Source organism: Ohtaekwangia sp., from assembly GCF_036568665.1.
GTDB lineage: Bacteria > Bacteroidota > Bacteroidia > Cytophagales > Cyclobacteriaceae > Ohtaekwangia.
In genome coordinates, this window is sequence record NZ_DATCSD010000361.1 from 1 (window position 1) to 5,930 (window position 5,930).

Below are 5,930 nucleotides of genomic sequence, written 5' to 3' on the forward strand. Positions count from 1 at the left end.
TGTGCTTTAAGCTTTCGCTTTTTATAAAAGATAACCGATACATTTTACCACTCGTATCCGTTCATTATGTAGTTATCGTTTCATTCTGCATCTTCGCTTATACTGTTTTCTATATTCTTGTATTATGAGACCCCAGGAATCCGTCACCTTTAATGCACAGCAGGTTCAGCAGTTGAAGAAACTGGTGATGCAGCGCGAAGGGCTAACGCTGGAGTTCAAACGCAAAGCAGCATTTCCGGAAAAGATCGTTCGCGAGATGATTGCATTCGCCAATACAAAGGGAGGTATATTATTGGTGGGCATTGGCGATGACCTGACTATACCCGGACTAAAGCATCCGGAAGATGATTCGCATGTTATTAAACAGGCGTTGAAGAAATGTAAACCTGCGCTGAAATATACCGAGACATATATACCCATTGGTAATGCCCGCACCGTTATACAATATGAAATTGCCGAGAGTACAAACAAGCCACATTATCTTTTAACCGATACCGAAACGAAAGAGTCCTTTGTACGTGTGGAGGACAAGAGTATAAAAGCAAGTCGTGAAGTACGCGAGATCGCCAAACGCTCGCAGCACAAAAAAGATATACGCTTTAATTACGGAGAGCATGAACACCTGCTCATGAAATACCTGGATGTTAACAATACGATCACATTAAAGAAATTTACCGAGATCAGCGGACTCAAGAAATTCTATGCTTCAAAGAAATTGATCTTGCTGGTGTTGGCAGATGTACTTAGAGTTTCTCCCAATGAGCGAGGTGATATTTACTCACTGGCATTCCGGTCAGGTGAAAGTAGCTTACATCGAAACGGGTCGTAAAGTTATAAAAAAAGTTTTCTACTTCGCATATTCTCAAATCATAACCTTTTCTTTAGCTTTCATTCAATTCGTCATGCAACGCACTCGTACCAGGTGATGACTGCGGCATACGATATAGGTGTCAATGAAACAATATGTTTACCGACACGACACATCAAACTATTTGAAAAGTCTTACGAACATTTTTGCATGCAAGATCCTTTAAAGGAAAGAATTGATCATCCAAATTTCCGTTCAAGACCCCACCCTAATGTTCTTTGTGAAGCATGGCTAAACTCAAGAAGGAGAAGAAGATCTTCGTACTCGACACGTCTGTCATTATTTATGAACACAACTCCATCCTCAACTTCGATGAACACGATGTAGGTATACCGATAACGGTACTCGAAGAGCTTGATAATTTCAAGAAAGGCAACGACACTAAAAATTTCGAAGCGCGTGAATTTATCCGGCTTATCGATAAGCTTGCCAAAGACCGCATGCTGCAGGAGTGGAATCCTATAAACGGCAAAGGCAAGGGCAACTTTAAAGTATTGATGGACACCAACAGTGCAGTGGATGCAAACAAAGTGTTCAATGAAGTAAAGGCAGATCACCGTATACTCAACGCTGCATTACAATTGCAGAAAGAAGAGAAAGGCAAGCGCGTGATCCTGGTATCTAAAGATGTGAACCTTCGCCTGAAGGCAAAATCGTTAGGACTACAGGCGGAAGATTATACTACGGGCAAAGTTCAGAATATATCTTCACTCTATACCGGTAGAACGGTGATTGAAGATATAGACTCCGATCTCATAAACCTGCTGTACGAAAAAGGATATTGCCAACCAGGAGAACTTCTGGGTAAACTCAATCCAACCAAGAACCACTACTATATATTGAAGAGCGGCAAGAAATCTGCACTGGCTTATTTCAATCCGTTCAACGGTATGCTGGAGCATGTAGAGAAGCGGGCCGTGTACGGCGTAAAACCGCGCAATGCCGAACAGACCTTTGCTATACATGCAGCGCTCAAGCCCGATATAAAACTTGTGTCTATACAGGGCGTAGCAGGTACTGGTAAAACATTGCTGGCACTGGCGGCTGCACTTGAACAGAAACGCGAGTACAAGCAGATATACCTGGCAAGACCCATCGTTCCGCTGAGCAATAAAGATATAGGGTATCTTCCGGGAGATATAAAATCAAAAGTGAATCCCTATATGGAGCCGCTGTGGGATAACCTGAAGTTTATCCAGAATCAATATAGCGAAACCGATAAGGAGTATTCCAAGATAACGGAGATGGTGGCACAGGAGAAACTGGTAATTACACCGCTCGCCTATATACGTGGAAGAAGCTTATCGAACATCTGCTTTATTGTGGATGAAGCGCAGAACCTCACGCCTCATGAAGTAAAGACGATTATTACACGCGCGGGAGAAAATACCAAGATCATCTTTACCGGAGATATATACCAGATTGATACGCCATACCTGGATTCACAAAGTAACGGACTGTCTACGCTCATCGATCGCTTACAGGATCATGAGCTATATGCCCATATTACATTGGAAAAAGGAGAACGGTCTGAACTGGCAAACCTGGCGAATGAATTAATGTGATCTGACAGAACATTCTCCCGATTTTATCATTTTCAGAAGATTTTCTTCCCATTATTAGACATCCACCAAACGAAAGCCTTGAATCTACAACGATTTCGAGGCTTTTATATTTTGGCTTATTATTGGAAGAAGTATTACAAAACCATAAAAGTGTTTTTATGATACTTCGATTTATTTTCAGGCAGATGTCTCTTCAAAAACAAGCTAGTTACCTCAAGAAAAAAGGGATCATGTTAGGCACGCGCCTGAAGAACGGACGCAAAGTACACATCTATATGTTGCGTGACCTGTTTGTTGAAGTCTTATATAGGAATGACAACGCAAATGATGAAGCGGAGCAATTGAATATGCTTCGTGGATTGAATAATCTGAACGATTACCTCGAGAAAGAATTTAAGGCCAGCTTTTAACTGGCCTTTATTTTTTGTTGTGTCTTATTTCTTACCAAGAGCTTTCAGCATGGTTTCACCGATCTCTGCAGGTGACTCCACTACATGAATACCGCACTCGCGCATAACACTCATCTTCGCAGCAGCTGTATCGTCAGCACCACCAATAATAGCACCTGCGTGGCCCATTCTTCTACCGGGAGGCGCTGTCTGACCTGCTATGAATCCTACTACCGGTTTTTTATTTCCGCTCTCTTTGATCCAACGCGCAGCAACAGGCTCATAGTTACCTCCGATCTCACCGATCATTACGATCGCATCCGTTTCAGGATCGTTCATCAGTAATTCAACAGCATCTTTGGTTGGTGTTCCGATGATCGGGTCACCACCTATACCAATCGCGGTTGATACACCAAGACCTGCTTTCACGATTTGATCAGCAGCTTCGTATGTAAGTGTTCCTGATTTTGAAACAATACCTATACGGCCTTTTTTAAACACGAAGCCTGGCATGATACCTACTTTCGCTTCGCCTGGCGTAATAACACCCGGGCAGTTCGGGCCAATCAGTGTAACACCTTTATCCTTGATATATTTCTTGGCCATCATCATATCCTTTACCGGTATACCTTCGGTAATGGCGATAACAACTTTGATACCTGCATCAGCAGCTTCCATGATCGCGTCTGCAGCAAAAGCCGGAGGTACGAAAATGATAGAAACATCTGCTCCTGTTTTATCAACAGCATCTTTCACGGTGTTAAATACTGGTCGCCCCAAGTGTTCTGTTCCGCCTTTTGCCGGAGTAACTCCGCCCACCACATTGGTTCCGTATTCAATCATCTGTCCGGCATGGAAAGTACCTTCCGAGCCCGTGAACCCCTGAACAATGATCCTTGAATTTTTATTTACCAGTACACTCATGACTTGATTTTTAAGCAGCACAAAAATAGGAGAATAAAGCATTCGTCCAAGAGGAATAAAATACAAAAGGCTGCCTCCCGACAGCCTTTCAAGGTATATTATTTAGTATTTAACGGCTTGTCTTTTAATCTATTGCGGATCAAAAAGTCGTTATAGGCTTCTTTAAACATGGGCACATCCGGTGCAAGTTTAATCGCTTCCTGGTAGGCGGTGATCGCATCGATCAGCAATGAGTTCTGCTCGTAGAAACCAGCCAGCACCAATTTATTGAGTGCTGTTTCTTCCTGCGTCTGTGCAGCAATCTCGTTCAGCGAACTCTTGATGCGAGCCTTGTCTGCTTTCGACAAACGTTTCAGGGTATATGGTTCGGATATCTTATTCGGGTCTGCCTTCGACTGTACTGTTACCAGTATATTGTCTTCATTCGCGAAATTCGGGTCCGCCAGATTGATACGTATACTATTCTCACTCGTCTGCATGGAAGCAAGCTCCTCTTCAAACAAACTCTTGAACTTTACTATATATGGACCAGGAATTTTCTCTGCATCCCAATTCCAGTTAATGATGATCTCATCGTTATAGATGGTAGGGTTCTGTGTAGCGACTGGTAAATATAGCGGTATAATAGAACCACGATGTACCGCTCCGGTAGCTTGCATACTGTTACCCTTCTGTGTATTCGAGCTAAGTATAAAGTCGGTATATTTATTCAATACACTCGAGCCTCCACTTACCTTCGCTGCCAGGTCTGACACTTTATATTTACCAGCCTGTTTTACTTCCAGCGGTTTACCACTTACGTGTACCAAACCTACATACGAATTTTCGGCAACCTTTAATTCATCTACCGCTTTCAGGCTCGAACCAACTTTTATAGTCTGCCAATTCGCACCACTCTTCACTTCATTTTTACCTTTGTTTACCAGAACCTTGAAGGCAACGTCCTGGGCCGTAACTGCCTGAGCAAATCCGATTAAAATACCGACTACAAGCGCCAACTTAGTTTTCATGACATTAATACGATTAAGGGTTTGTCTATATCAAAATTAGAACATCTTTATTGAATATTCTGCATACAACGAAAAAGCCGCTTATAAGGCGGCTTCTTCTCGTTATTTTTTAATGAAATCTTAGCGTTTCATACCATTTCGTATCAGGAAGTCATCGTAAGCTTCTTTGTATGAAGCTACATCCGGAGCCAGTTTTATAGCATCTTCATACGCGGCAACAGCATCAATATACAGGTGGTTCTCTTCATAGAAGCCAGCCAGTATAAATTTATTCAGTGCAGTTTGTTCAGCTACTTCACCCTGAATTTGTCCTAACGATACTTTGATCTTTTCGCGTTGTGCAGGAGCCAGTCTTTTAATCAATCGCTCGGCAGATTTTTTATTCGGATCAGCTTTGGCACTTACCTGAACAAGTATAGCATTTTCAGAAGCATACTTCGCATCACTCAGATCAATGTGCAGCAACGACTCAGGAGTTTCAATCTTTGAAAGTTCTTCACCAAACATATTGTTGATCACTACTACATACGGTCCTTCAACTTTATTAGCATCCCATGAAATAACAATCGCGTTGTTATATACATCTGCATGCTGATTTTCAGGAAGCATAATTTGTATAGGGGCTGCCTCTCCGCGGTGTACCGCTCCTGTAGCGCTCAGTCTGTTTTTCTTGGCTTCAGCAGAATTGCTGCTCAGAATAAAATCCGTGTATTTGCTCAACACATTAGAACCTCCGCTGATCTTGGCCGCCAGATCGGCTACTTTATAGTTACCGGCTTGTTTCAACTCAATAGGTTTACCGGTAGCGTGCACGAGTCCTATATATGAGTTATCGGAGAGTTTAAGTTCATCGCCAGATTTTAAAGAGGCACCGGTTTTTATAGGTTGCCAGGCATCTCCTATTTTCAATTCATTGCTTCCTTTATTTACCAATACTTTGAAAGCGTAATCCTGGGCAGCGGCAGAGAAGACTACCAGGAACAATAGAGAGAGGACGGATAGAATTTTGGTTTTCATAATGGCATTCACGTAAAACGTAAAATTAGTGGGTTTGTCGTTAATACTACTGGTTACCCTTAGGTAATCTTTTCAGTACATTTAGCCAAAGTCGTGCCGCTCCTGGCCTCAAAACGTTAAAATAAAACTCAAAACACGGTCCTACGGCTGCAATGGT

Annotated in this window: 6 protein-coding genes; 3 read left to right on the forward strand and 3 right to left on the reverse strand. The window is 42.4% G+C overall.

Features of this window, described 5'->3' with window-relative positions; genetic code table 11:
- Nucleotides 1-124 precede the first annotated feature (124 nt).
- From VIN08_RS20725 to VIN08_RS20735, 3 genes are all read left to right on the forward strand, one after another.
- The gene (locus tag VIN08_RS20725; RefSeq protein WP_331969176.1) at nucleotides 125-829 is read left to right on the forward strand and encodes an ATP-binding protein; all 705 of its coding nucleotides are present in this window, start codon (nucleotides 125-127) and stop codon (nucleotides 827-829) included.
- A gap of 266 nt (nucleotides 830-1,095) precedes the next feature.
- A complete protein-coding gene (locus VIN08_RS20730; RefSeq protein ID WP_331969179.1) occupies nucleotides 1,096-2,433 on the forward strand; it encodes a PhoH family protein in 1,338 nt (445 codons plus the stop codon).
- 158 nt (nucleotides 2,434-2,591) lie between these two features.
- A complete protein-coding gene (locus VIN08_RS20735) occupies nucleotides 2,592-2,843 on the forward strand; it encodes a hypothetical protein (protein ID WP_331969182.1) in 252 nt (83 codons plus the stop codon).
- A gap of 24 nt (nucleotides 2,844-2,867) precedes the next feature.
- On the opposite strand, the gene sucD is transcribed toward VIN08_RS20735, so the two are convergent.
- From sucD to VIN08_RS20750, 3 genes are all read right to left on the reverse strand, one after another.
- Entirely contained in the window at nucleotides 2,868-3,746 is an 879-nt protein-coding gene (gene sucD, locus VIN08_RS20740; protein ID WP_331969184.1) for a succinate--CoA ligase subunit alpha, read from the reverse strand.
- Nucleotides 3,747-3,844: 98 nt separating this feature from the next.
- Nucleotides 3,845-4,756 (reverse strand): hypothetical protein, encoded by a 912-nt coding sequence (locus tag VIN08_RS20745; RefSeq protein WP_331969187.1) that lies wholly within the window; start codon nucleotides 4,754-4,756, stop codon nucleotides 3,845-3,847.
- Between the two features lie 120 nt (nucleotides 4,757-4,876).
- Nucleotides 4,877-5,773, reverse strand: coding sequence for a hypothetical protein (locus VIN08_RS20750; RefSeq protein WP_331969190.1), 897 nt, complete (start codon nucleotides 5,771-5,773; stop codon nucleotides 4,877-4,879).
- Between the last annotated feature and the right edge of the window lie 157 nt (nucleotides 5,774-5,930).

Excerpts from the sequence above, each read along its gene's own strand:
- VIN08_RS20725 (WP_331969176.1), top strand. The coding sequence starts at position 125 with ATGAGACCCCAGGAATCCGTCACCTTTAATGCACAGCAGGTTCAGCAG.
- VIN08_RS20730 (WP_331969179.1), top strand. The coding sequence starts at position 1,096 with ATGGCTAAACTCAAGAAGGAGAAGAAGATCTTCGTACTCGACACGTCT.
- VIN08_RS20735 (WP_331969182.1), top strand. The coding sequence starts at position 2,592 with ATGATACTTCGATTTATTTTCAGGCAGATGTCTCTTCAAAAACAAGCT.
- sucD (WP_331969184.1), bottom strand. The coding sequence starts at position 3,746 with ATGAGTGTACTGGTAAATAAAAATTCAAGGATCATTGTTCAGGGGTTC.
- VIN08_RS20745 (WP_331969187.1), bottom strand. The coding sequence starts at position 4,756 with ATGAAAACTAAGTTGGCGCTTGTAGTCGGTATTTTAATCGGATTTGCT.
- VIN08_RS20750 (WP_331969190.1), bottom strand. The coding sequence starts at position 5,773 with ATGAAAACCAAAATTCTATCCGTCCTCTCTCTATTGTTCCTGGTAGTC.